We start from the raw sequence: 24,305 nt of genomic DNA, 5'->3' as shown, positions 1-24,305 counted from the left end.
AAGAGAAAAGGAACCGCGATGTTGAAAAAATATTTTGATTATCCACACTTCATAATCAGACCATTAAGCTTTATTTTCAGTTGTTTACCTTGTTTTTAACAACTGATGTTAATAATTATTTCTGAATTGAATAATTTTAATTGGTAAACTTATAGTGTATCTTTCTGCCAATTGGCACGGTTCTTTAATTTAATTGTATATGGAAGAAGAATTCTTTTTTGAATCCAATGAAGACGCACAGCGTTCTGTAGAGCGCTACGAAGAGATGATTCGTAATCAGGATCAGTACTTTTTTGATGCTGGCGCTTTTGAGTATATTGTAGATTTTTACATTGAAAAAAATGATCCGGTTAAGGCTTTGCAGGTAGTAGATTATGCCGTTAATCAACATCCTTACGCAACCGTTTTTTTAATTAAACAGGCACATCTTTATATTTTAACCAATAATCATGATCAGGCTTTTCTAGCCCTGCAAAAAGCAGAATTGCTGGAACCATCAGAACCGGATATTTATTTATTACGGGGAAATATTTTCCAAAACACAGAACGTTTTAGTGAGGCTTTGGAAAATTATGAAAAGGCACTTGGTTTAGCAGAGAGTACAGACGAAATTCTATTGCAGATGGCGTATGTGTATCAAAGTATGAGCGATTACGAAAGCGCCATTACCTACATCAAACTGAGTTTAGAACAAAATATGGAAAACCAGGATGGATTGTATGAACTGGCTTTCTGTTATGATGTTTTGGATAAACAAGAAGAAAGCATCAAATTTTATCAGCAATACATTGATACCGATCCTTATTCATATGCTGCATGGTATAATCTGGGCAACAGTTTTCATAAATTAAATCTTTTCGAAAAGGCAATAGATGCTTACGATTATGCCATTTTAATTAAGGAAGATTTCAGCTCTGCATATTTTAACAAAGGCAACGCTTTAGTACAGTTAGATAAATATGAGGAGGCCATTGAGGTGTATAAGCAAACTTTCGAATATGAGCAACCCAATGCCGATACTTATTGTGCCATTGGGGAGTGTTATGAGAAGTTAGAGAAGATGGATGAGGCTCGGTCTTATTACAAAAAATCGGTTAAAATGGATCCGAAAATGGCTGACGCCTGGTTCGGAATTGGCGTAACGCTTAACCATGAAGAGCGCTACTTTGAGTCATTACATTTCTATAAAAAAGCAATTGATTTAGAGGCTGAAAACCCAGATTTCTGGTTTGCAATGGCTGATGCTTATTATAAACTTGGTCAGATTGAAGAATCCATTACCGCATATGAAAAGGTTTTAGAATATAATCCACTGGATATTGAAGCCTGGTTAGATTTTAGTACCGTTCTTTATGAACAGGGTAAATTATTGGAAGCATCAGAAACGATGGCTGAAGCTATTAAGAATAATCCCGAGGCAGCAGAACTATATTACCGCATGGTAGCCTATTTATTTGCTTTGGGAAATTATGCTGATGCCCTGGGATTCCTGGAAACAGCCTTAACAACTGATCCAGATAAGCATTATATTTTGTTTGAATATTTACCACAATTGCAGGATAATAGTGCCATTATCAATGTTATAAACCGATATATCCGGTAAAAACCTTTTGAGAAAAATTTAACAAATAAATCTCAAAATTTTTTTCACTTTTGTATGCATATGAATTACCCATTATTAAACGTTCCTGAACGTCCTGCTAAACCACGCCAGAGTGGCCTTACGATGGTTATGGATAAAGGATTAAGCCTTCGCCAGGTGGAAGATTTTATCGAAGTTGCCGGCGTACATACAGATATCGTAAAATTAGGTTGGGCTACATCTCACGTTACACCAAACCTTAAAGAGAAATTAGCTTTATATAAAAGTGCCGGTATTCCTACTTATTTTGGAGGAACACTATTTGAGGCCTTTATCATCCGCAACCAGTTTTCCGATTATCAGCGCATTCTAGATCAATATGGAATGGAATATGCCGAAGTATCAGATGGTTCAATTGAAATTGAGCATGATTTGAAATGCAATTACATCAAGGAGTTAGCGAAACAGGTTACCGTAATTTCTGAAGTGGGTAGTAAAGATGCAGCTAAAATCTTTGCACCATACAAATGGATCAAATTAATGCAGGCTGAACTTGAGGCAGGCTCTTGGAAAGTTATTGCAGAAGCACGCGAAGGTGGAAACGTAGGTATTTATCGTGGAAGCGGTGAAGTACGCGAAGGCTTGGTGGATGAAATTTTAACACAAATCCCTGAAGAAACCATTATCTGGGAAGCTCCACAAAAAGAACAACAGGTTTGGTTTATAAAACTGATCGGATCGAATGTAAACCTGGGCAACATTGCACCAGCAGAAGTAATTCCTTTAGAAACTATACGTTTAGGATTGAGAGGTGATACTTTTGATTTCTTTCTGAACCAGACTAAATAACCCATATTATTATTGCAAGGCAAGAAGCAATCTATCACGGAAGTTAATTTCTACCGTTTTAAGATTGCTTCCTGATTTGCTACGGAGTAAATTTGAATATGAAAACTTACGGCCTTATCGGATTTCCACTATCTCATTCTTTCTCTAAGAAGTATTTTACGGAGAAATTCTTAAATGAAGGCATCGTTGATCATCAATATGAACTTTATTCAATTGAAGATATTCAATCACTCCCCGAGCTATTAAGTGCCGAGACCACAATATCCGGCTTAAATGTGACCATTCCTCATAAAGTAGGTGTGTTACCTTTTTTAAATGAAATTGACGAAGCTGCTGAAAAAATAGGTGCCGTAAACTGCATTTGTGTTAATCGGCTTGAAGGTGAAGTCCACTTAAAAGGCTTTAATACAGATGCTTTTGGTTTCGAAAAATCTTTATCACCCTTATTACAACAGCAGCATACAAAAGCATTGGTTTTTGGAGATGGCGGAGCAGCCAAAGCTGTTAAATATGTATTGGAAAAATTGGGCATAGAGTATAAAGTGGTGGTTCGCAAAGCAGCAGAAAACGCAATTTTATATTCGGAAGTAACGCCAGATATTTTAGCCAACTATAAATTACTGATCAATACCACGCCATTGGGCATGTCTCCGAATGTAGATACTTTTCCAGAAATAGATTATTCAAAAATTGGAGATCAGCATTTGGCATACGACTTAGTTTATAATCCATTAGAAACAGCCTTTCTTTCTAAGGCTGCAGCTCAGGGAGCGGTAACTAAAAACGGACTGGAAATGTTACATCAGCAAGCCGAAAAAGCCTGGGCAATATGGAATACATAATTTAAGTGTCGCTTAATTGGCCTTAATAATGACGATAGAACAATGAAATTAATATACTGTATCCTTTTTCAGTTTGTTCTGCTTTTAAGTTTTTCGGCTTGTCAAAACAATGATTACAGCCCGAAACCAAGAGCTTATTACCGGATTGAATATCCTGAGAAATCATATCAATCCCTTTCAGCGCCCGTTCCTTTTAGTTTCGCCTATCCAAAATATGCTACTTTAGAAAAAGACGTAAGTCGCGACGCTCAAAAATACTGGTATAATTTACACTTTAAACAATTTAATGGATTCCTGCACCTCACCTATTATGATTTCACAGGTAAAAAAGAATACGATGAAATGGTTGAAGATGCCCGTAAACTGGCTTTTAAACACACCATAAAAGCAAGTGCCATCGATCAGAAACTAATTAACTATCCGGATAGAAAAGTTTATGGTATTTACTATTCTATTGAAGGAAATACAGCATCTTCTGTTCAATTTTTTTTAACCGATAGCACAAAAAATTATTTTAGAGGTGCCTTATATTTTAATGAACGCCCTCATTATGACTCAATTGCTCCAGTAATTAATTTTATCAAAAAAGACATCGACACATTAATATCCACCTTCAGGTGGAAAAACTAAAAGCCTTATGATTACCGTAAAAACCCTGACTTTTAACGCCTATAGCGAGAATACATATATTTTATTTGATGAAACAAAGGAATGTGTGATTATTGATCCGGGAATGTATGAAGGCTATGAGCAAAATGAATTGGTTACCTATATTAAGGATAATGGACTTAAACCGGTATTATTGTTAAATACACATTGCCACCTGGACCATGTTTTTGGCAATAAGTTTGTTGATGACACTTATGGTTTAAAGCCTCAATTTCACGAAGGCGAGCTTCCTGTTTTAAATGCAGTGCCAAGCTACGCACCATCTATGGGCTTTACCAAGTATCAGGTTTCCCCACTGCCAGAGCGGTATTTAACAGATCAGGATACGATTATATTTGGGAACAGTTCACTTTCTATCATTTTTGCTCCAGGCCACTCGCCTGCACATTTATGCTTTTACAGCGCGGCAGATCATACTTTAATGGGTGGTGATGTATTATTCCAGGGGAGTATTGGCCGTACAGATCTTCCGGGAGGAAATCATCAGCAATTAATTCAAAACATTTCACAGAAGCTTTTCGTTTTACCTAATGAAACAAAAGTCTATCCTGGCCATGGTCCGGCAACAACTATTGGTTATGAAAAACAACATAATCCCTTTTTCAAATAAATTGGATGATAATAAACAATTTATTGTAAAGGGATTTACAGGCTTCAGCCTTTAAACCTTGACCTTTTAATTATCTTTACCGCTGTGAATACGCCCCTATATATTGCAAAACGTTATTTGTTTGCAAAGAAGTCTACCAATGCCATTAACCTGATATCCGGCATATCAATGGTTGGCGTAATGGTGGGAAGTGCAGCACTGATTATTATCCTTTCTGTATTTAATGGCTTGGAAACAGTTGTGCTGGGGCTATTTGATACCATGACACCAGAACTCGTTATCGTTCCGGCAAAGGGTAAAACATTTGACCCAGATACCAAGTACTTTTCATCGCTTAAAAAAAATAAAGCCGTTTTCTCCTACACAGAGGTATTGCAAGAGAATGCATTATTAAAATACAACCAAAAGCAAGCTGTAGGCATGGTGAAAGGCGTAAGTTTGGCTTATTTAAAAAACAGTAAACTGGATAGTTCCATAAAAGAAGGCCACTTCATTTTACAGGATAAAAATGGATACAATGCTGTGATAGGTTCTACACTACAAAGCCAGCTAACTGTAAATACCCTCGATCCGTTTACCGAAATGGAAATTTTTTCACCTAAAAAAACGATTGCGGTGAATACCTTAAATCCTACTGATGATTTTGTGAATAAGAGCATTAGGGTAAGTGGCGTTTTTGAGGTTCAGCAAGAATTTGATAATGGTATTATTGTGCCTCTGGCTTTTGCAAGAGAATTGCTTGGAGAGGAAAAAAATGTATCAACAATAGAAATAAATCTGCAAGCCGGAACCGATGTGGATCATTTTCAGGAAGAAGTGGCAGAGAAGCTCGGTAAGGATTTTGAAGTCCGTAACCGGGCAGAACAAAACCAATCGCTCTATCACATCTTAAATACAGAAAAATGGGCAGTTTATATTATTCTTACCTTCATACTGATCATTGCCATTTTTAATATTATTGGCTCACTGACGATGTTGGTGATTGATAAGGTAAAAGACATTGCCATTTTAAGCAGTTTGGGCGCAAGTAAAAAACTGATTAAGCGCATCTTCTTATTTGAAGGCATGATGATTACGATGTCGGGTTGTATACTGGGCTTAATAATTGGGCTGATTTTCTATTTCATTCAGCACAAATATGGAATTATTAAAATGGGCGAAGCAAATCTACTGATGGAATCATATCCTATCGGTCTTAAATGGAAGGACTATATTCTGGTCTTCGTAACGGTAGGATTTTTTTCATTTTTGGCATCAGCTTTGTCATCAAATTTAAGTGTTAAAAAGATAGACCAAATTAATCAAACGATATAAAGGGATGAAGTTAGTTAAACAGGCATTTGTATTTGTTGTACTCCTTGGAGTAGCCGTTACAGCTTGTAACCGAAAAGGGAAAGCCGGTCAGGAAGAAGAAAGTAACGTCAAAATCGTAAAAGGATTATACAGCTTTGGTCCGGAAATGAAATCATTTACCATGTGCGATGATGGCCGCGAATACTGGGTGGCAGATAGCGTTAAAAATCTGGAACTGTCATACAGCAATCTTAATTTCGAAAAGCCCTATGAGCCTGTTTATGTTGAGTTGGAAGGCTATTTTGCAAAATCTGACACATCAGTAGTTTCCGCTGATTTTGATTCAACACTGGTGGTTACAAAAGTTTTAAAAATTAGTAAGGAAATTCCCGATGGACCTTGCGCTCAATAATTGACTAACTTTCGTTCGTTAGTGTGAAAATTCTTTCCTGACCTTTATACCTGTGGATTTATAATCTACCCTCAACGACTTTGTTTATATAGCTTATTTTACGGTATTGGGCTAACGTTCAACCCTATAATGATATCATGTATAGAGGATTAAAAATCCTCAGGAACATCAGTCTGGATTATAAATCCAGACTAACCAGACATCAAATTTAGTTTATAAAAAGAAGCCCGAATCAAAATAAAATGATTCGGGCTTCTTTTTCATATATCATATCTACTACCAGTAAACACCATACAAAGCAACTAATAAACCAACAATAATTAAAGCACCAACCGCAAAACCTGTTGTTGTTTTAAACATGCTAGAATCAATTTCTAGTCCTTTTGGATTAGCCACTCCTTTTCTAAACTCAGTTAAACTGATCAGCACCATTCCTAAAATACAGAACACAAATACAATACCCATTCTATCTAAGAAAGGAATTTCATATATACCGGCCGCTGTTTTAACAGAAAAACCTATTCCAGATAAGAAAGAAAGATCCATCATTCCAGGTAAGAATTTTAAGAGTAGAGACAATCCAAAACCACCAATTGTGGCGAATAATGCTGCATTTGAAGTTGATCTTTTCCAGAAGAATCCTAAAATAAACATGGCGAAAATACCTGGAGATACGAAACCTGTATATTCCTGAATGTATTGGAAACCGCCTTTTTTATCGATCCCTAAGTGAGGTGCAATTAAAACCCCTAAAACCATGGCTACTACAACAGCGATTTTACCCGTAAATACGAGATCTTTCTCTGATGCATTTGTTTTCAAAACCTTTTTATAAATATCCAGGGTAAAGATGGTAGCAATACTATTGGCCTTACCAGCTAACGAAGCTACAACGGCAGCCGTTAAAGCAGCAAATGATAAGCCTTTAAGTCCGGCGGGTAATAAGTTTAACAATACCGGATAAGCACGATCAGGGTTAACAGAACCATCTTGCAACATCTCAGCCTGGAATGCGCCATCTTTATAAAGTACATATGCTGCAATACCTGGAAGCACCACGATGATAGGCATTAACAATTTTAAGAATGCGGCGAATAACAATCCACCACGAGCTGTTTTTAAATCTGCTCCTAAAGCCCTTTGTGTGATGTATTGATTACAGCCCCAATAGTTTAAATTCACAATCCACATACCACCGATCAAAACACTTAAACCAGGTAAATCTATATAATTTTCATTATCAGGTTTCAAAATCATATGAAAATGTTCTGATGCCTTGCTGCTCATCAGGCTGTAGCCTTCTAGAACACCTGTTGTACCATAATGAGTAGATACTAAATTAAGTGCCAGATAAGTAGTAGCCAAACCACCCAGAATTAAGAAAAAAACCTGGATTACATCAGTATAGCCAATCACCTTCATACCACCAAGCGTAATTAAGATGGCAAATGCGGCTATGGCATACATACAGAATGTTAAATCGAAACCAGAGATACTGCTTACGGCTAACGCACCTAGATATAAGATAGAAGTTAAATTAACGACTACATATAACAATAACCAGAACACGGCCATAATCATGGCAACAGTACCATTGTAGCGCTGGTGCAGGAATTGAGGCATCGTTGCAATTTTATTCTTAAGGTAAACAGGGATAAAGAAAACAGCAACAATAACCAGCGTTAAAGAACCCATCCACTCGTAAGTAGCAATGGCGAGCCCCATTTTAAAGCCAGATCCACTCATCCCGATAAACTGCTCAGCAGAAATATTGGAGGCAATTAATGATGCACCGATTGCCCACCAGGTAAGCGAGCCTTCTGCTAAAAAGTAATCTTTAGAACCTGTTGAGGCAGATTTTTTCTTATTGTAGATGTAGAGACCATAGGCGGCTACAATAACGAAGTAGACTGCAAATACAATGTAATCCTTCGTGTCCAGTAAGTTTTGTTTCATTGAATGATATAAAGGTTATTTGGTTTAGAAATCTAAATGTAGTAAAATCATAAATTAATAATGACATTTTTTTAAGAAAAAAACGTTAAAAAGACGTTTATTAATTTATGATCTTAACTAAGTACTAAATTTTAGATGTATCTGTTGATTAGATTTTCTAAATATTCTTGTCTGCCACTTCTCACTTCAGGCTCTCCATTTTCAGCGGCATAGTTTCTTAAATCTTCTAAACTCAATTTTCCTTGCTCAAAATCAGCTCCTTTACCACTATCAAAAGAGGCATATCGATCTGTTCTTATTTTTTTGTAATCAGATTTTTGAAGAATGGCATCAGCTGTAATTAACGCACGGGCAAAAATGTCCATACCACCAACATGAGCATAAAATAAATCTTTCGGATCTGTAGAATTACGGCGAATTTTAGCATCGAAATTCACACCACCACCCTGAAGACCACCGCCTTCTAAAATAATCAGCATGGATTCAGTTAATTCGTTAATATCATTTGGAAACTGATCGGTATCCCAGCCATTTTGGTAATCGCCACGATTGGCATCAATAGATCCTAACAAACCACTATCCACTGCAACCTGTAATTCATGTTGAAAGGTATGACCCGCTAAAGTAGCATGGTTAACTTCGAGATTTAATTTGAAATCATTTAATAAATCGTATTGCTGTAAAAAGCCTTTTACCGTAGCTGCATCGTAGTCATACTGATGTTTTGATGGCTCACATGGCTTAGGTTCAATAAAGAAAGTACCTTTAAAACCTTGTTTACGGGCATAATCTTTAGCCGTATGTAGAAACTGTGCTAAATGCTCCTGCTCACGTTTCATATTGGTATTTAATAGGCTCATATAACCTTCTCTACCACCCCAGAAAACATAATTTTCACCACCCAGGGCTATGGTTGCATCAAGTGCAGCTTTAACCTGGGCAGCACCATGTGCTAAAACTTTAAAATCAGGATTAGTAGAAGCACCATTCATGTAACGTTCATGGCTGAATAAATTTGCTGTTCCCCAAAGTAATTTTACACTACTATCCGCTTGCTTTTGTTTGGCATATTCAACCAATGCCTGTAACCTGTTTTCGTTTTCAGCAATATTATTTCCGTAATCAACTACATCCACATCATGGAAACAATAGTAAGGCATTTGCATTTTGGTGATAAACTCGAAGGCAGCGTCCATTTTATCTTTAGCTCTTTCAACGGCATCTTTCTTTTCATCCCATGGGAAAACATGCGTGGCACCACCAAAAGGATCTGCACCATTTGCATTAAAGGAATGCCAATAAGCACAAGCAAATTTAAAATGCTCATTCATTGTTTTTCCGGCCACTACTCTATCGGCATCATACCATCTGAAAGCAAGCGGATTATCGCTCTCTAAACCTTCAAATTTAACCTGATCTATACCTTTAAAAAATTCTTTTTCTCCTGTTACTACGTTTTTCATTGTACTCTTAATTTGCGGTTCTATTTATAATAATTTGATTAAAATTTCTTTCCATTCCTGATAAATCGATTCGTATTGTTCAGAATGTTGAGGATTTAAGGTTTTGATAACCTGGTGTTGGGTAAAGGCATCTTCTGCATTCTTAAAAATTCCCGCACCAATGCCGGCACCCAATGCCGCCCCAACACTTCCATCATTTTCATATAATTCCACAGGAATTCCCGTTACATCAACAAATGTTTGTGCAAATACCTCGCTCAGAAATAAGTTCGCCCGGCCCGCCCGAATTACCTTTGGCTGCATCCCATTTTCACGCAGGATATCCAAACCATATCTAAAAGAAAAGGCAATTCCTTCTTGTACAGCACGGAAAATATCAGCCTGTTGATGAAGGTTAAGGTCGATACCCAGCACTTGTCCGCCGGTATATTTATTGTTTAACATGCGTTCAGCACCATTTCCAAAAGGAAGTACTTTTAAACCTTTGCTACCAATAGGTGATGTTGCAGCAAGTTTGTTTAATTCAGGATAACTCGCCTGTGGAGCAAAATTATGTTTAGCCCACCGATACATGCTACCCGTACCATTAATGCAAAGCAACACACCTGTATGCTTCTTTTCTTTCGTGTAGGTTACGTGAGCAAAAGTATTTACCCTTGATTCCTGGTCATATGTCAACTCATCGCTTACACCATAAATTACACCCGATGTACCTGCGGTTGCAGCCACTTCACCAGGTTTAAAAACATTTAGAGATAAAGCATTATTGGGCTGATCGCCAGATTTGTAAGAAACCGGAATTCCTGCTGTAAGTCCAAGCAATATGGCTATTTCTTCAAGCAGTTTTCCATGCGATGAAAATAATGGTTTTATCTCCGGGATCAGATTTTCATCAAATCCGTAATGATCCATCAGATCCCCAGAGATTTCATCATTTTGAAAATCCCAGAAAATACCCTCAGACAAAGCCGGAATACTGGTGGTAATGCTTCCTGTTAATTTCATGGAAATAAAATCGCCCGGCAACATGATTTTATCAATTTGTGCAAAAACTTCTGGCTCATTTTCTTTTACCCACGCAAGTTTGGAAGCCGTAAAATTTCCCGGAGAATTTAATAAATGTGATAATGATTTTTCATGACCAATAGCTTCGAAAGCACTTTCACCTATCTCTACAGCCCTACTATCACACCAGATGATGCTGTCTCTCAAAACTTGTTGCGTTTTGTCTACTATGACTAAACCATGCATCTGGTAAGCGATACCAATTGCTTTAATTTCCTTAGGATCAAAATTAGTGTTTGTGTTAGCTTTAAGTATAGCTTGTTGTACATTTTGCCACCACTCCATTGGAGATTGTTCTGCCCAACCGTTTTTAATGGATTTTATTTCTGTTTCCTGATCTGGATATTGGGCTGTTGCAACGCATTGTTGCGTATTAACATCTACAACTGCAACCTTTATGGATGATGTACCAACATCAATACCTAATAAATACATTCGTTTATAATTAATTTTTAATACTTGGTTATGCAAACGGTTGCATAAAGTTAATTCTAAAATTCTTAATCGCAAATTTTTTAACTTTTATTAATTCTTTTTTATGAAATAAGCGGCTTAAATATGAAACTTGTGATTGAATTATTAGAGTTGAAAAGGTTAATTATGCCTTAATGAAGGTAGTATTGATTGATAATTTATTACTTTAGGCACAAGTAAAATGAAAATGATGCAACAAATATCCTGGGATGATTTTGAAAAGGTAGAGCTCAGAATTGGAACCATTGTAGATGCCATGAAATTTCCTGATGCCAGAAGACCTGCGTATAAATTAAAGGTAGATTTCGGTGAATTAGGCATAAAAACCAGTAGCGCCCAAATTACCAAACACTATACCTTATCTGGATTAATTGGCAGGCAAATTATAGGTGTAATTAATTTTCCGAAGAAACAAATTGGGAAATTTATGTCTGAATTTTTAGTTACAGGGTTTGCGGATGAAAATGGTGATATTGTATTATCGGCTGTAGAACGCAAGGTTCCTAATGGGAGCAAATTGGTATAGTTTGGCCATTCAGATTTATCTACTAACGGCTTATTTTCATCTGCGAGATTATCGAAAATCAACGGGAACTATTTTACAATTTATAAATCCCGCAGATCAAAGTAATTCATCCAGATTTTTAGTTTACCTGAAATATATTAATATCTTCTTTAATCGGCAAGATTAGCGGGAAGAATTTATATATTATATATTACTTAAAGCTGAACCACTGAAATGGCATTATGTCATAAATCAACTTAAGTCAGCATTAAAGATTGCCTATATTTGCTACATGAGTTTTTACAATTTCGAAGACACCGATTCGGGTGAACAAGATATCCATTACATGAAGCTGGCTTTAGAAGAGGCTAAAAAAGCATTAGCTGAAGATGAAATTCCAATTGGCGCCATTGTGGTAAGTAAAAACCGAATTATTGGCCGAGGCTACAATTTAACAGAACGCTTTAATGATGTAACCGCACATGCAGAAATGCAGGCTTTTACCTCTGCGACACAAACCATTGGCGGAAAGTACCTCAAAGATTGTACTTTATATGTAACCATTGAACCTTGTGTAATGTGTGCCGGAGCAAGCTACTGGACGCAAATCAGCAGAATTGTTTATGGAGCAAGAGAAGAAAAGCGAGGCTTTATTTCTAAAGGATCAAATTTGCTACATCCAAAAACAGTACTGAAAGGTGGCGTAATGGCCGAAGAATGTGCTGCAATGATGAAAAGCTTTTTTGCGAAGAGAAGATGAGGGAGTAGTAATTAGTATCAAGTAGCGAGTATCAGGTATCAAGAATAGGCGCTAAAGTAAGAATTAAGAACTGATATATATTAGTAGTAAGTAGCTAGTATCATGTATCAAGACTAAATGCTAAACACCTTAATAATCCTTAATATTTTAACGCGAAAAGAAAAAAGATCGATATGCACACCCTAACTTGATAATCCTTAATCCCTTAATGTTTTCAATAAAAATACCCCCTATACCTAACTTATGGTTTTGAATTTCTTTTATCCAGTCTCTTCATTTGAATAAGCAAGTCTACTCTATGTTAAGAACGAAATACCATTTGATGATAATAACATGAACAAATCTTAACCTACGAATGTTATATTTGCTCAACAAACATTTTTAAATTTAAAACATAAAAACTATGGCTTTTGAATTACCAGCGTTACATTACGCTACAGACGCATTAGAACCGCATATTGATAAAACTACCATGGAAATTCACCATGATAAACATCACCAGGCTTACGTAACTAACTTAAATAAAGCTGTTGAAGGCAAACCTGAAGCAAATTTAAGCATTGAGGAAATCGTTAAAAATATTTCTAAATATCCTGCTGCTGTAAGAAACAATGGTGGCGGTCACTATAATCACTCTTTATTCTGGAACGTTTTAGGTCCAAATAAAGGTGGCGAACCTACAGGCGATTTAGCTAAAGCAATTACTGAAACTTTTGGTTCATTTGCTGAATTAAAAACTAAATTACAGGAAGCTGGTGCAACACGTTTTGGATCAGGCTGGGCTTGGTTATCTGTTGGTGCTGATAAAAAACTTCAGGTTTCATCTACTCCAAATCAGGATAATCCTTTAATGGATATTGCTGAAGTAAAAGGAACACCTATTTTCGGTATTGATGTTTGGGAACATGCATATTACTTAAAATATCAAAATAAACGCCCGGATTACTTAGCTGCAATCTGGAATGCTGTAAACTGGGATGCTGTTGCAGAACTTTACAAAAAAGCATTGTAAGCAATCCATTTAAATAATTGAGAAAGTCCCGGTATCAAAATCGGGACTTTCTTGTTTTAAGATAATTGCCTAACTTTACAGCTATTAAAACATTCAAAATGAAGCAGGTTATATTTTTACTCTTTATATTAGTTGGAATCAGCGGGTTGGCAAATGCACAACAAAACAAGGTTCCTACACCAGATGAGATTGCTAAAAAAAATGTAGATGATTTAGATAAAAGATTAAAACTAAATGATACGCAGAAAAGCGTTATTTACCGTTTTACTTTTAACCAGGCTAAAGAACAGGCTGATTTAATTAAGAGACAACAAGCTGGAAATTCTCGTGAAGAAGATGTAGATAAATTCTATAAATTACAGAACGAAACCTCTAAAAACATTCGTAATGTATTAAAAGGCGAACAGCAAAGCGAATATGATAAAGTTATTGAAGAACGTTTGAGCGGTAAATCAGCCAAAGGAAAAAACAAGAAAAAGAAAAAGGGTGAAGAGGAAGAAGTAGAAGGTGATATCAAAGGCTTGCTTTCTGCACCTCCACTTGAACAGCAAAAGCAATAATTCTAATAAGAAAGATTGTCCTTTCGAGATTGAAGCCGTTCTAGATAGATTGCTTCATCCAATGAAAAATTGGCTTCGCAAAGATGGTTTTTGGTGGGGATGCATTAAACGAATCGTCATGCTGAGATCCTGAATCAAGTTCAGGAAAACGATTTTTCTAGCAAAATCGTCATTGCGAGGAGGAACGACGAAGCAATCTTTCCTATTAGCAAGCCTACTATATAGATTAATTTATCAAAGAAAATTGGCTTCGCAAAGATGGTTTTTTGTGGGATGCACTAAACGAATCGCCATGCTGACCTGTAGCGCAGCGGAAAGCTACGCAGTAAATTTAGTTCAGCATCTATTTAGATAAGATCCTGAATCAAGTTCAGGAAGACGATTCTTCTAGAAAAATCGTCATTGCGAGGAGGAACGACGAAGCAATCTTTCCTATTCGCAATCACCGCTATATAGATTCTTCATACACTATCAATAACACCTAAATGTTCTTAATAAGAGTGAATCATTAAATCCCAACGATATCCTTCTTTTTCTTCTGCTTCATTGTTTTAGGAATAATTTCTAAAATTTCTTCCTTTAAAGCATTCAGCATTCGCTTTTTGATAAAATTTCTATGCGTAACCAGACTGATTTCTCTCACTGGTTCAGGCGATTTGAAATGACGTATTTTTGCAGTTTGTTTAACACTTAATTCAGCAATGGCCAACTCCGGCAGTAAAGTTGCACCACCATTTAAGTCAACCATTCTAATCAGCGTTTCTACACTTCCTGTGTTATACTCTAAACCCTGAAGTCTGTTATTTTTAGTAGATCGACAAATATTTAAAACCTGATTGCGCATGCAATGCCCTTCGTTCAGCAGCCATATATTTTCCTCGTTCAGGTCATCAGCATCAACAGCTTTCTTTTTATACAACTTACTATTTTTGCTGACATAACTTACAAAGTTCTCATAGTAAAGAGGTGTCTCTGAAATATTCGTATCAGTTAATGGCGTGGCCAAAATACCACAATCTAACACACCAGTTTTAAGGTGATGAATGATATCCTCGGTAGTATATTCCCAAATCAATAATTTAAGATCAGGGTATTTCTCCAGCATGGCTGAAATGACTTCAGGTAATAAATAAGGGGCAACAGTAGGGATAACGCCAATTTTAAGTTCTCCTATAACATCTTGCTGCTGACTGCTGATCAGTTCTTTTACTTTACCGCTTTCCTGCAAAATCACCCTGGCTTGTGCAATTACCTGAGCTCCGATTTCCGTTGGAAAAACAGGCTGCTTACTGCGATCAAATATTTTAACACTCAGCATTTCCTCCAGCTTTTGAACCTGCATACTTAAGGTGGGTTGTGTAACAAAACACTTTTCAGCAGCAGTTACAAAACTTCTGTAAGTATCAACAGCAACAATATATTCAAGCTGAACTAAAGTCATATAATAGAAATTGATTTATTTATCCAAAGATATAAATTTTAACTATAACAAGAAATGAATGATTGAGTGATGGAATGAGCAAATGATAGAATGAAGAAATATTTAACCGATTGGTGTATGACATATAGCTATACTCAATACCTTTAACATTCTCTCATTCAAAATTCATTCATTCAATTATTCTCTAATTTCTTAGTACCTGCTTTCAAAATCCTGATAGGCCAATGCGATTCCTTCCTGCAATTCAACCTGATGTTTCCATCCTAAGCTGTGAAGTTTACTTACGTCCATCAATTTCCTTGGCGTTCCATCAGGCTTTGTGGTATCAAATACAAGCTCACCATCATAACCTAAAACATTTTTAATTAAAAGCGCTAAATCTTTAATGGTTAAATCATGGCCCGTACCAATATTGATCAAATGAGGCTCATTGTACGTTTGCATCAGAAAAAAACAAGCATCAGCCAGATCATCAGCAAATAAAAATTCACGCATCGGCGACCCTGATCCCCATACTACAATCTCTTTTACATTATTAGTTTTAGCCTCGTGAATTTTACGGATTAATGCAGGTAAAACATGTGAATTCTGTGGGTGATAATTATCATTGTAACCATAAAGGTTAGTGGGCATTACAGAAATAAAATTGCAGTTATACTGATCACGGTAAGCATCGCACATTTTAATGCCAGCAATCTTCGCAATGGCATAAGGCTCATTGGTTTCCTCTAAAGTTCCGGTTAATAAATAATCTTCTTTCAAAGGTTGAGGTGCCAGTTTCGGATAAATACAACTCGAGCCTAAAAACATTAGTTTTTTAACCTCATTGAGGTAGGCATTATGAATCACGTTATTTTGAATCGCTAGGTTTTCATAAAGAAAATCAGCCCGATAAGTATTATTGGCCACAATGCCACCAACCTTGGCCGCAGCCAGAAAAACGTAATCAGGTTTTTCTGCAGCAAAAAAATCGGTTACCGCTTCCTGGTTCCGGAGATCCAGTTCAGCAGAAGTTCTGGTGATGATGTTTGTATAACCTTCTTTAAGCAGTTTCCGGTGAATAGCTGATCCAACCATTCCACGATGCCCAGCCACATATATCTTAGCGTTTTTTTCCACAGTAATTTTTATAGGTTGTAAAAATACAATTCCTCAATAAGAATGGCATTAATCTTTATGTCAAAACATCTACGATATTGATTTAATTGTATTTTTGCAGAAAAAAATAAATTTGGGCAAAGATAAATTAAGGCGATTTGCAGAGATCGAAACATTTGCAAACGTATATCAATTAGAAGAAGGGCAAGCATTAAAAGGGAACTGGGCAAATAATCACTTTAAAAACAGTAATCCTATTGTATTGGAACTGGCTTGCGGAAAGGGTGAATATTCTGTAAATCTGGCCAGATTATTTCCTGATAAAAACTTTATTGGCATCGATTACAAAGGAAACCGTATCTGGCGGGGTGCCAAAACGGCTATTGAAGAAGACATCAATAATGTTGCTTTTTTAAGAATCCAGATTGAGAATATTTTGGATTACTTTGCTGAAGGCGAAATCGATGAAATCTGGATTACCTTTCCTGATCCTCAGCCACAGGATAGCCGGGAAAAGAAACGACTTACCTTCCCTGCATTTTTGAATCGATATAAACTTGTTTTGAAGCCTGGTGGGTGTGTGAACCTAAAAACTGACAATGACCAGCTTTATGCTTATACCGTCGAAAAAACAACAGAATTAAACTTAATCGTACATAAAAATACAGATCATTTATATACTTCTGAACTCGTTGATGACGTTTTATCAATTAAAACGTATTACGAGAAAAAATACCTGCTTCACGATAAAAACATCAATTACATCCAATTTTCATTTGAGTGATGAACACTAACTTTTACGAGCAGGTTTATGAAATTGTGCGACTGATTCCGAAAGGTAGGGTTACTTCTTATGGGGCCATTGCAAAAAGTTTGGGTGCAGCAAAATCATCAAGAATGGTCGGCCATGCGATGAGTTATGCAGGTACTGCACATCCAGTTGTTCCGGCGCACCGTGTGGTAAACAGCAGTGGCTTACTCACCGGGAAATTTCATTTTAGTCCGCCAGAATTAATGGAAGAATTACTTGCCAAAGAAGGAGTAAAAGTTAAGGATGATAAAGTCTTAAATTTCAGACAGATTTTTTGGAATCCGATGGAAGAGATTACAGAATAACAGGTAAGCTCCGCTTGTAATCAGTTATGGTGAAAATAATTAAAATCATAAGCCCCAAACAGGCATAAAACATTTCATCAACTACGTTACCTTTAAAAACAGTAAAGGCCAAAATAATTAAAATAATACTTACGACAAGTTCAATTAAACCGTGAAGTTTCAGACTGATGATTTTGAAAATACCGCCGCTAAAATTGGTGCAGATGGTTAAAAGAAATTGAACAATTCCGAGTGCATAAGATAATGTTGAAGCAGTTTCAGAAAGACCAAAAAGATCTGGAGAAATCAGGAGCAACATTACCAACATATAATCTAAAACGGCATGAAACTTAGGGGATATAATTTTCATATTCAGTTATTTAATAAATAAAACAATCGTCTTTTAAAAAAGATTTAAATTTTACCATATGGGAAAGTTAATAGAAGAATTTAATGGCTATCGCGAAAAAATGAACGATAGAATCATGGAAACTGCCAATACAAACATCAAGCGTTTTTTTGCTTTGGATACGACTTCATATGCAGATGGCGCTTTAAATGTCAAAACAAAAGAAATGCTCGGCTTAGTTGCTTCAATGGTTTTGCGTTGCGATGATTGCATTAAATATCATTTAGGAAAATGCCATGATGCTGGTGTAAACAGCGAAGAAATGAATGAAATTTTCATGATCGCCAACCTCGTTGGTGGAAGCATCGTTATTCCGCATTATAGAAGAGCTGTGGAGTATTGGGATGAATTGCAAGGTAGTTTGGAGTCATAAGTCTTTAGTTTGGAGTTTTGGGTGGCCTTTCAAATTTCGATAATGTATGTATATTTATTTATGGGAACATTAAAGGATTTATTAGCTTATCAAAAAGGATTTGACCTGGCCATGCAGATTTTCCAACTTACCAAAATTTTTCCTTCAGATGAAAAATACAGTTTGACCGATCAGATTAGGAGGTCATCCCGAAGTGTATGTGCCAATTTAGCTGAAGCTTACAGAAAACGAAAATATATAAACCATTTTGTGAGCAAACTTTCTGATGCTGATATGGAAAATGGAGAAACCCAAACCTGGCTGGAGTTTGCATACGCATGTAAATACATATCTTTAGAAGAATTTCAGAAGCTAAACAACCAAGCGGAAGAAATTAGCAAATTATTAGTTTACATGATGAACAATGCTGAGAAATTTTTAATTAAAAAAACTCCTTAAGTAGGTTATACACCATGCAGACTCCAAACTCCAAACCAATAACTCCAAATTCACCGATTCGTTGCACCTGGGCAGGCACCGATCCGCTATACATTAAATATCATGATGAAGAATGGGGTAAGCCTGTTTATGATGACCGAACTTTATTCGAATTTCTGATTCTAGAAGGGGCACAAGCAGGGTTAAGCTGGATTACCATTCTTCGTAGAAGAGAAAATTACCGAAGGGCCTTTGCACATTTTGACGTACAAAAAGTGGCAGCCTTTAATGAGCAGGATGTTGAACGCCTTCTAAATGATGCAGGTATTATCAGAAATAAACTGAAGGTAAATGCAGCAATTATAAATGCCAGACTGTTTATCGAAATTCAAAAAGAATTCGGAAGTTTCTCTAGTTATATCTGGGACTATATTCCGAATCAAAAACCTATTGAAAACAATATCTTGAAAATGAGCGATGTGCCCGCTAGCACGGAAATCTCTGATCGGATTAGCAAAGACATGAAAAAACGTGGCTTTAAGTTTTTCGGTACTACCATTTGTTATGCATTTATGCAGGCGACCGGAATGGTAAATGATCATTTAATGAATTGCTGCGCAAGGTAATGAAAATCTTCCCTACCCTTTCCACGCCAAGACTAACTTTAAGACAATTTCAGCAAGATGATCTTGAATCTGTTTATTATGGGCTATCTGATCCAAGGGTAATCAAATATTATGGTGTGAATTATGATAGCTTAATTGCTACTCAAGAGCAAATCGACTGGTTTAAGCTGATAGAAGTTAAAGAAGAAGGGATATGGTGGGCAATTTGCGACCGGCAGAAGCCCACGTTTTTTGGTGCAGTAGGATTTAACAACTGGAATAAAACGCATCGAAGGATTGAAATGGGCTATTGGTTACTTCCTCAATATTGGAATAAAGGCATCATGAAAGAAGCTGGAGAAGCTGCTTGCAATTATGCTTTTAACACCATGTCTGTTCATAGAATCGAAGCTTTTGTAGAATCTGAAAATCAAAACAGCAAAAAATTATTAACTCAGCTGTCTTTCAGCTATGAAGGATTGATGAAAGACAGCGAAATAAAAGATAATCAATTTATTAGTTTAGAAATTTATGCGAAGCTAAATGCTTATTGATTTTATCTAATCCGAATGTTCTTATCGCTTCCGGAAATTCAAATATTATAAACCCGAGCCAGTAGTATTATATTCTTTAACCCATTCCACTACATCCTTGCTATTCAAATTTGTAGCCATTTCTATCTTTGATTTTAGCGCAGGTTGATCACCCAGCTTTTGAAGTAAAACAGCTTTAACAGCAGGTTTTTTATCTTCATCGGTTACGGCCTTCATCAGAACTTCCTGTAATGGGCCCGAACCCGCCTTTTCAATAAAGTATCGCACTGCAGGTGCACCAGCTGGTTTTTCTCGCCTGGCACTACCGCCCCCTCCTATGCTAATTCCTCCACCCATACCCATACCGCCGAAGCCCCCGGTTCCTGCACCAATACCCACCGAAGGACGAAACCGTACTTTTCTATCTTTTGCTGCAGGTACCAAATCACCTCCGCCAAACGAATATAAATTTACTGCACCTAACTCGATTACTTTAACAAACCGATATTCAAAATTTTTACCATTAGCAAAGCCTTTACTTAGGAAAGCATTGCCATTCCAGAAAAAATTCTTAACGTCCTTCGCCGGCAAAACAACATCACTTTCATCATTGGAACTGATTAAAACAGAGAAATAATCTGTTCCTTTTATAGTACCACGAATCACGTCGTCATTATTTTTAACAATAAAATCCTGAGCTGAAAGATGGATTATTGAAAATAAAAAAAGAGATACAGCGAATAGAAACTTCATCATGTGAATAGCCTTTGTACAAATAACGTGAACTCAAAGCTAAATCTTATCATTTAAACCATAAAGTTGCATTTTTTTATTCATTCCACTTAGCAGATTTTGTTGAAAAAGCATTTTAACGTTTTGGTTAACTTTGGTTACTTTTACTCGAATAAGCAAACAATAAACTGGAGTAATCCTTTTTATCTGTGTAATCAATATTTTATGAAAAAACTCTTTCTTTTAGATGGAATGGCACTGATGTATCGGGCGCATTTTGCATTAAGTAAAAATCCCCGTTTCACTTCCTCCGGAATTAATACATCTGCTGTTATGGGATTTACCAATACGCTGCTCGATGTTTTAAAGAAAGAAAAGCCAACCCATATGGCGGTGGTTTTTGATACGGAAGCACCAACAGAAAGACACATATCTTTTGAAGCCTATAAAGCACAGCGCCAGGCAATGCCAGAAGATTTAGCTGCCGCAATGCCCTATGTCATTAAACTCATTACCGGCTTTAACATTCCTGTAATTACCTCGGATGGTTATGAAGCTGATGATATTATTGGTACCCTGGCTAAAAAAGCTGAGCAAAAGGGCTACCAGGTTTTCTGTATGACGCCTGATAAAGATTTTGCTCAACTGGTATCTGAAAATATATTTATTTACAAGCCTGCCCGTATGGGTAACGACATGGAAATTTTAGGTGTTAAAGAGGTATTAGCGAAGTGGGAAATTGAGAATGTACTTCAGGTGATTGACATTCTTGGTTTATGGGGAGATGCAGTGGATAACATTCCAGGAATCCCAGGAATTGGGGAAAAAACCGCGAAGGCTTTAATTAAGACCTATGGATCTGTAGAAAATATCATTGCCCACTCACATGAGCTTAAAGGTAAGCAACGTGAAAACGTAGAAAACTTTGCCGAACAGGGGTTAATTTCGAAAAAGTTGGCTACCATTATCCTGGATGTTCCGGTTGAATTAGATGAGGAAAGTTTAGAGATCTGTGACCCTAGCCGTGATTTACTCGAACCACTTTTTACAGAACTTGAATTTAGAACTTTAGGTCGCCGTGTTTTTGGTGATGAATTCTCTGTTACCACAGCCAGGTTTGGAGAAGGTACACAGACAGATTTATTTGGTAATCAATCAGGAGAATCTATCCAGTATACCAATACATTAGAAGAAGAACCAGCAGAAAAGCTGCCAGCTAAAACAATAGAAAACACTGACCATGATTATCAGCTGGTTGATACGGCTGAAAAACGAGCAGATTTAATCAAACTTTTATTAGCAGAACCTAAAATCTCTTTTGATACCGAAACAACTGGAACGGATGCCAACATAGCTGATCTCGTAGGGTTATCATTTTCTGTTAAACCTGGAACCGGATATTATATTCCACTTTCGGCAGTTAGAGACGAAGCGCAGGCTATTGTTGATGAGTTTAGGGTAGTTTTAGAAAATCCGGAAATCGAGAAAATCGGACAGAATACGAAATATGATATTTTGGTTCTGAAATGGTACGGTGTAGAAGTTCAGGGGAAAATTTTCGACACCATGCTGGCGCACTATCTGATTGATCCGGATACACGACATGGGATGGATATTTTGTCTGAAAATTACCTGGGTTATTCACCAATCTCAATCACCAAACTTATTGGGCCAAAAGGAAAAAATCAAGGCACCATGCGTGATGTTCCGGTGGAAGACGTAGTAGATTATGCTGCTGAAGATGCTGATGTAACCTTACAACTGGCCCATATCTTTGAACCAAAATTGGTAGAGCTTAATGCGGCTAAACTTGCAGAAGAAATAGAAAACCCTTTGGTATATGTTCTTGCAGACATAGAAAAGGAAGGTGTTCGCATTGATATGGATACACTTAAAGCTTATTCCGCTGAATTGGAAATCGAAATCCGTAAAGCAGAACAAAGCGTTTATGAAAAGGCTGGCTTAACCTTCAATTTAGCTTCTCCTAAGCAATTGGGCGAAGTTTTATTTGATAAACTTCAGCTTGACCCTAAAGCCAAGAAAACAAAAACCGGACAGTATCAAACTGGCGAGGATGTGCTTATGGCACTCGCAAGTAAAAGTGATATTGTGAAAGATATTTTAGATTTCAGGCAGCTGCAAAAACTAAAATCTACGTATGTTGATGCGCTACCTTTAATGGTTAATCCAAAAACTGGTCGCGTTCATACCTCATATAACCAAGCTGTTGCTGCAACAGGCCGATTAAGTTCCAACAACCCTAACCTTCAGAACATCCCGATACGCACGGAAAGAGGAAGGGAAGTGCGTAAGGCATTTATCGCCAGAGATGAAAACCATATCTTGCTATCCGCTGATTATTCACAAATTGAATTGAGGATAATTGCCGAAATCAGTAAAGAAGAAAATATGCTGGATGCCTTTAACAATGGTATTGATATTCATACCGCCACCGCAGCGAAAGTATATGGCGTAAGCATTGAAGATGTAGATAGTACGCAAAGAAGAAACGCAAAGGCAGTTAACTTCGGGATTATTTATGGTCAATCAGCTTTTGGTTTATCGCAAAACCTGGGTATACCCCGCAAAGAAGCTGCCGACATTATCGAACAGTATTTTGCTCAGTATCCAGGGATTAAACGTTATATGAGTGATACGATGAACTTTGCCAGGGAAAATGGTTTCGTAGAGACAATTATGGGCAGGAGACGCTATTTAAGAGACATTAACTCTGCCAATCAAACGGTACGTGGTTTTGCTGAACGAAATGCTATTAATGCGCCTATTCAAGGTTCGGCAGCGGATATGATTAAAATTGCAATGATTAATATTCATAAAGAAATGAAGGCGCAAAATCTGCAGTCAACCATGACCATGCAGGTACATGATGAGCTTGTTTTCGATGTGGTAAAATCGGAAAAAGAAGTGATGAAATCCATTATCCAGGATAAAATGGCCAATGCCATTAAATTAACCGTTCCAATTGTAGTAGAGATTGGCGAAGGAGATAACTGGCTGGCTGCACATTAAAAATAAATACTTATCTTCATTAAAACTTCATTACGATTGATGAATTTTACATCAACAAATTAACGAGTAAAACAAAAAATTTTAAAGACATGAAAAAGTTATTAAGTTTAATCGCAATCGCAGCATTTGGTTTATCTACAGCATTTGCTCAAACTCCTGCAACAACAACTCCAGCAAAAGCTAAAACTGTTGTTAAAAAAGAAGTAAAAACTACAACTGCTCCTGCAAAAGCAGACGCAAAAAAAGAAGCTAAAAAGGTAGAAACAAAAACAACTACGGCAACTTCTAAAGTTAAAGCTGATGGTACTCCAGATAAACGTTTTAAAGAAAATAAAACTAAAGCAGTAACTAAGGTTGAAACCAAAAAAGACGGTACACCAGATATGCGCTATAAAGCAAATAAAACTGCTGCTAAAAAAAATTAGGTTTAGTTTATAATTGAAAAGGGTTCCGACGAAAGTTAGAACCCTTTTTTATTTTACCGCTGGTTGGTATTATCACCAATCAGAACAAACTATTC

26 protein-coding genes are annotated in these 24,305 nt (G+C 36.7%); 19 read left to right on the top strand and 7 right to left on the bottom strand.

Features of this window, described 5'->3' with window-relative positions; translation table 11 throughout:
* The first annotated feature begins 199 nt into the window (after positions 1 to 199).
* From EV200_RS10335 to EV200_RS10305, 7 genes are all read left to right on the top strand, one after another.
* The gene (locus EV200_RS10335; RefSeq protein WP_132532047.1) at positions 200 to 1,603 is read left to right on the top strand and encodes a tetratricopeptide repeat protein; all 1,404 of its coding nucleotides are present in this window, start codon (positions 200 to 202) and stop codon (positions 1,601 to 1,603) included.
* Positions 1,604 to 1,663: 60 nt separating this feature from the next.
* The gene (locus EV200_RS10330; protein WP_132532044.1) at positions 1,664 to 2,431 is read left to right on the top strand and encodes a phosphosulfolactate synthase; all 768 of its coding nucleotides are present in this window, start codon (positions 1,664 to 1,666) and stop codon (positions 2,429 to 2,431) included.
* 98 nt (positions 2,432 to 2,529) lie between these two features.
* On the top strand, positions 2,530 to 3,273 hold the full coding sequence (locus EV200_RS10325) for a shikimate dehydrogenase family protein (protein WP_132532041.1): 744 nt from the start codon (positions 2,530 to 2,532) through the stop codon (positions 3,271 to 3,273).
* A gap of 42 nt (positions 3,274 to 3,315) precedes the next feature.
* Entirely contained in the window at positions 3,316 to 3,903 is a 588-nt protein-coding gene (gene gldD, locus EV200_RS10320) for a gliding motility lipoprotein GldD (protein WP_132532037.1), read from the top strand.
* 7 nt (positions 3,904 to 3,910) lie between these two features.
* A complete protein-coding gene (locus EV200_RS10315; RefSeq protein WP_132532034.1) occupies positions 3,911 to 4,552 on the top strand; it encodes an MBL fold metallo-hydrolase in 642 nt (213 codons plus the stop codon).
* An 84-nt stretch (positions 4,553 to 4,636) separates the two neighbouring features.
* Positions 4,637 to 5,866 carry an ABC transporter permease gene (locus EV200_RS10310; protein WP_165877908.1) on the top strand — a complete coding sequence of 410 codons (1,230 nt, stop codon included), beginning with the start codon at positions 4,637 to 4,639 and terminating at the stop codon, positions 5,864 to 5,866.
* Between the two features lie 4 nt (positions 5,867 to 5,870).
* On the top strand, positions 5,871 to 6,257 hold the full coding sequence (locus EV200_RS10305) for a hypothetical protein (protein ID WP_132532031.1): 387 nt from the start codon (positions 5,871 to 5,873) through the stop codon (positions 6,255 to 6,257).
* A gap of 276 nt (positions 6,258 to 6,533) precedes the next feature.
* On the opposite strand, the gene EV200_RS10300 is transcribed toward EV200_RS10305, so the two are convergent.
* The 3 genes from EV200_RS10300 to EV200_RS10290 form a co-directional block, all read right to left on the bottom strand.
* Positions 6,534 to 8,213, bottom strand: a complete 1,680-nt coding sequence (locus EV200_RS10300; protein WP_132532028.1) for a sodium/sugar symporter — start codon at positions 8,211 to 8,213, stop codon at positions 6,534 to 6,536.
* Between the two features lie 131 nt (positions 8,214 to 8,344).
* The gene (gene xylA / locus EV200_RS10295) at positions 8,345 to 9,676 is read right to left on the bottom strand and encodes a xylose isomerase (RefSeq protein WP_132532025.1); all 1,332 of its coding nucleotides are present in this window, start codon (positions 9,674 to 9,676) and stop codon (positions 8,345 to 8,347) included.
* 24 nt (positions 9,677 to 9,700) lie between these two features.
* Positions 9,701 to 11,176 (bottom strand): xylulokinase, encoded by a 1,476-nt coding sequence (locus EV200_RS10290; RefSeq protein WP_132532022.1) that lies wholly within the window; start codon positions 11,174 to 11,176, stop codon positions 9,701 to 9,703.
* Positions 11,177 to 11,405: 229 nt separating this feature from the next.
* Between EV200_RS10290 and EV200_RS10285 the strand changes: the two genes are divergently transcribed.
* From EV200_RS10285 to EV200_RS10270, 4 genes are all read left to right on the top strand, one after another.
* Positions 11,406 to 11,741, top strand: a complete 336-nt coding sequence (locus EV200_RS10285; protein ID WP_132532254.1) for a tRNA-binding protein — start codon at positions 11,406 to 11,408, stop codon at positions 11,739 to 11,741.
* Between the two features lie 271 nt (positions 11,742 to 12,012).
* On the top strand, positions 12,013 to 12,480 hold the full coding sequence (locus EV200_RS10280; protein WP_132532019.1) for a nucleoside deaminase: 468 nt from the start codon (positions 12,013 to 12,015) through the stop codon (positions 12,478 to 12,480).
* A 403-nt stretch (positions 12,481 to 12,883) separates the two neighbouring features.
* Positions 12,884 to 13,492: a superoxide dismutase gene (locus EV200_RS10275; protein ID WP_132532016.1), complete on the top strand. Its 609-nt coding sequence runs from the start codon at positions 12,884 to 12,886 to the stop codon at positions 13,490 to 13,492.
* 98 nt (positions 13,493 to 13,590) lie between these two features.
* The gene (locus tag EV200_RS10270; RefSeq protein WP_132532013.1) at positions 13,591 to 14,052 is read left to right on the top strand and encodes a hypothetical protein; all 462 of its coding nucleotides are present in this window, start codon (positions 13,591 to 13,593) and stop codon (positions 14,050 to 14,052) included.
* Positions 14,053 to 14,560: 508 nt separating this feature from the next.
* Here the strand turns inward: EV200_RS10270 and EV200_RS10265 are convergent.
* A complete protein-coding gene (locus tag EV200_RS10265) occupies positions 14,561 to 15,493 on the bottom strand; it encodes a hydrogen peroxide-inducible genes activator (RefSeq protein WP_132532009.1) in 933 nt (310 codons plus the stop codon).
* 192 nt (positions 15,494 to 15,685) lie between these two features.
* Positions 15,686 to 16,612 carry a GDP-L-fucose synthase gene (gene fcl, locus EV200_RS10260; protein ID WP_132532006.1) on the bottom strand — a complete coding sequence of 309 codons (927 nt, stop codon included), beginning with the start codon at positions 16,610 to 16,612 and terminating at the stop codon, positions 15,686 to 15,688.
* A gap of 112 nt (positions 16,613 to 16,724) precedes the next feature.
* Here fcl and trmB point away from each other — a divergent pair, with 112 nt between their 5' ends.
* Positions 16,725 to 17,375 (top strand): tRNA (guanosine(46)-N7)-methyltransferase TrmB, encoded by a 651-nt coding sequence (gene trmB / locus EV200_RS10255; RefSeq protein ID WP_132532251.1) that lies wholly within the window; start codon positions 16,725 to 16,727, stop codon positions 17,373 to 17,375.
* Positions 17,375 to 17,707 carry an MGMT family protein gene (locus tag EV200_RS10250; protein WP_132532003.1) on the top strand — a complete coding sequence of 111 codons (333 nt, stop codon included), beginning with the start codon at positions 17,375 to 17,377 and terminating at the stop codon, positions 17,705 to 17,707. The genes trmB and EV200_RS10250 overlap by 1 nt, the downstream gene beginning before the upstream one ends.
* On the opposite strand, the gene EV200_RS10245 is transcribed toward EV200_RS10250, so the two are convergent.
* Positions 17,697 to 18,056, bottom strand: coding sequence for a hypothetical protein (locus EV200_RS10245; protein ID WP_132532000.1), 360 nt, complete (start codon positions 18,054 to 18,056; stop codon positions 17,697 to 17,699). The genes EV200_RS10250 and EV200_RS10245 overlap by 11 nt on opposite strands.
* A 58-nt stretch (positions 18,057 to 18,114) precedes the next feature.
* Here EV200_RS10245 and EV200_RS10240 point away from each other — a divergent pair, with 58 nt between their 5' ends.
* The 4 genes from EV200_RS10240 to EV200_RS10225 are packed head-to-tail and all read left to right on the top strand — an operon-like array spanning position 18,115 to position 20,044.
* Positions 18,115 to 18,468: a carboxymuconolactone decarboxylase family protein gene (locus EV200_RS10240; protein ID WP_132531997.1), complete on the top strand. Its 354-nt coding sequence runs from the start codon at positions 18,115 to 18,117 to the stop codon at positions 18,466 to 18,468.
* A gap of 42 nt (positions 18,469 to 18,510) precedes the next feature.
* Positions 18,511 to 18,906, top strand: a complete 396-nt coding sequence (locus tag EV200_RS10235; RefSeq protein ID WP_229676822.1) for a four helix bundle protein — start codon at positions 18,511 to 18,513, stop codon at positions 18,904 to 18,906.
* Between the two features lie 14 nt (positions 18,907 to 18,920).
* Positions 18,921 to 19,511 (top strand): DNA-3-methyladenine glycosylase I, encoded by a 591-nt coding sequence (locus tag EV200_RS10230; RefSeq protein WP_132531994.1) that lies wholly within the window; start codon positions 18,921 to 18,923, stop codon positions 19,509 to 19,511.
* Positions 19,511 to 20,044, top strand: coding sequence for a GNAT family N-acetyltransferase (locus tag EV200_RS10225; RefSeq protein WP_132531991.1), 534 nt, complete (start codon positions 19,511 to 19,513; stop codon positions 20,042 to 20,044). Before EV200_RS10230 ends, EV200_RS10225 begins: the two co-directional genes overlap by 1 nt.
* Positions 20,045 to 20,089: 45 nt before the next feature.
* On the opposite strand, the gene EV200_RS10220 is transcribed toward EV200_RS10225, so the two are convergent.
* Positions 20,090 to 20,779 carry a hypothetical protein gene (locus EV200_RS10220; protein WP_132531988.1) on the bottom strand — a complete coding sequence of 230 codons (690 nt, stop codon included), beginning with the start codon at positions 20,777 to 20,779 and terminating at the stop codon, positions 20,090 to 20,092.
* A gap of 201 nt (positions 20,780 to 20,980) precedes the next feature.
* On the opposite strand from EV200_RS10220, the gene polA reads away from it, so the two are divergent.
* Both polA and EV200_RS10210 read left to right on the top strand, forming a co-directional pair.
* On the top strand, positions 20,981 to 23,785 hold the full coding sequence (gene polA / locus EV200_RS10215; RefSeq protein ID WP_132531985.1) for a DNA polymerase I: 2,805 nt from the start codon (positions 20,981 to 20,983) through the stop codon (positions 23,783 to 23,785).
* 89 nt (positions 23,786 to 23,874) lie between these two features.
* Positions 23,875 to 24,210: a hypothetical protein gene (locus tag EV200_RS10210; RefSeq protein WP_132531982.1), complete on the top strand. Its 336-nt coding sequence runs from the start codon at positions 23,875 to 23,877 to the stop codon at positions 24,208 to 24,210.
* The last annotated feature ends 95 nt before the right edge of the window (positions 24,211 to 24,305 follow it).

The sequence above is a fragment of the Pedobacter psychrotolerans genome, from assembly GCF_004340665.1.
Taxonomy (GTDB): Bacteria; Bacteroidota; Bacteroidia; order Sphingobacteriales; family Sphingobacteriaceae; genus Pedobacter; species Pedobacter psychrotolerans.
This window is presented reverse-complemented; position numbering and strand designations above follow the sequence as displayed.